Raw genomic sequence first — 1,823 nt, 5'->3', positions numbered from 1 at the left:
CTGGGGTGCATCAGTAAGAGGATAAAGCAGTAAATCTGGGCAGAATCAGTTTTTATGACGCGAGATGCACTTGTAGTTGGTATTAACCAGTATCCTTTTTTGAGGGAGAATCCGGCAAGTAGAGTCAAGCACCTGACAACTATTGACTTAAAACTGATGGCGATCGCGTGGGTGACTACCTGAAGACTAACGCCAATGTCAGCGAGAGCGATCGCCATCTCTTTGACAGTATTACTACTGGGAAATAAAAGAGCGAACAAAAGTAGTTTGTTTGAGAGAGCGATCGCTTGCTAATATTGACCTAAAACTGATGGCGCTCGCCATGCCGTAGAAGAATATCAGCTTAAATTGCTCGTGTTTGATGCAAGTAAACAGGAGATTGTTTTATGGAAAAATTAAATTATCCCGAACTGGTGCAAAAAATAATTTGATTTAGAGATTTAGCAATAAAAACCAGAGAAGTAATTCTGAGAGGAAATCCTCGGCAATTTAAGTGTGATAATTGGCAAAAATATTTGAGTGAAAGGAATTAATAACAAATTAAAATTGTTAAAGCGCTGTGGATTTGGGTTGAGGAATTTTAATAAATTTCAAATTAGAGCTTTGATTTGTTGGCATTGAGCATACTAAGTACGGAAGAACCAGAATTCTGCAACGGTGGCGCGCCGTCTGCAGAAGACGTGGCAAACGATGCTAACAACGTACCTTTCTGGCTTACAAACAAAGCGCACAGCAGCCTGGGTGCAAAAATCAACCGCTTGGCTGAGCGGACTTAAAAAGAAATTGGGACAAGCGTTTGCGGAAGCGTACGCGCAATTCGACCCCGATGGCTACCGTTGTTCGGGGCACGAGCGAAAGTTTTACGATCTGATCGCACGCTTGGCAATTGATGACAACGGCTCAAAAGCTGTCGCTGTCTACGATTGATATCATGTCCTTAGGTATAGCTAGTGTATCGATGGCTAATTGCTAATTGCTAATTGCTAATATAGTATTTTTCCTGATTTCGCCATTAGCGATTAGCTATTAGCAGTTACACAACCGTTGCCAAGGGACATGATATGAAACATGAGAACGAAAGTAAATAATGAAGGTGAATAGCGATGAATCCTATCCTTGCCTGCTGGAATCGTTTACCTGCTATTGGTTTAAGCTTATACTTGCTGAATCTGACAGTGCCCCATCCGGTCATGGCGCAAGATCTTGGACAAACTCAACGTCCGATAGTGCGATCGCTCTCTGTAACAGGTCGCGGCGAGGAAACCATCCCCGCTACCATCGCTTTGGTGCAGTTGGGTGTCGAAGTCCAAGGTAAAAATGCTACCGGAGTACAGCAAGAGGTGGCGCGACGGTCGTCTGCGGTAGTCGAGTTGTTGCGATCGCGCAATGTGGAAAAGCTGCAAACCACTGGTATCAGACTTAACCCCAACTATACATTTGAAAACAACGTGCAGCGCCTGACAGGATACATCGCCGTCAACACGGTGAGCTTTCGCATCGATACCCAGCGAGTGGGAAATTTGTTAGATGAAGCCGTTAATGCCGGGGCGACGCGCATCGACGGGATTAGTTTTGTCGCCAGTGAAGATGCGATCGCTACCGCCCGACAACAAGCCCTGCGCGAAGCCACCCAAGACGCCCAACAACAAGCAGATGTTGTTTTAAGCACCTTGAACCTGTCCCGTCAGGAGGTTATTGGCATCCAAATTAACAATGCTTTTGCACCCCCACCACCCTCACCTGTAGCTGAATTTAGGGCAGCTTCCGTGGGAGTACCAGCTTCCACCCCCGCGATTGGCGGCGAACAGCGAGTCGAAGCTACC

General features: G+C 46.1%; 4 protein-coding genes. 3 read left to right on the top strand and 1 reads right to left on the bottom strand.

Annotated elements, in window-relative coordinates; all coding sequences use genetic code 11:
• A partial coding sequence (locus tag ACE1CM_RS02430; RefSeq protein ID WP_374875812.1) for a hypothetical protein occupies positions 1-260 on the bottom strand: 260 nt, incomplete at its 3' end.
• 259 nt (positions 261-519) lie between these two features.
• Here ACE1CM_RS02430 and ACE1CM_RS02425 point away from each other — a divergent pair.
• From ACE1CM_RS02425 to ACE1CM_RS02415, 3 genes are all read left to right on the top strand, one after another.
• Positions 520-621, top strand: coding sequence for a transposase (locus ACE1CM_RS02425; protein WP_374875811.1), 102 nt, complete (start codon positions 520-522; stop codon positions 619-621).
• A 69-nt stretch (positions 622-690) separates the two neighbouring features.
• Positions 691-927, top strand: a complete 237-nt coding sequence (locus ACE1CM_RS02420; protein WP_374875810.1) for a hypothetical protein — start codon at positions 691-693, stop codon at positions 925-927.
• Positions 928-1,103: 176 nt separating this feature from the next.
• The coding region (locus tag ACE1CM_RS02415; protein WP_374875809.1) for an SIMPL domain-containing protein at positions 1,104-1,823 on the top strand (720 nt) is incomplete at its 3' end.

It is taken from the genome of Microseira sp. BLCC-F43 (genome assembly GCF_041929235.1).
GTDB lineage: Bacteria > Cyanobacteriota > Cyanobacteriia > Cyanobacteriales > Aerosakkonemataceae > Microseira.
This window is presented reverse-complemented; position numbering and strand designations above follow the sequence as displayed.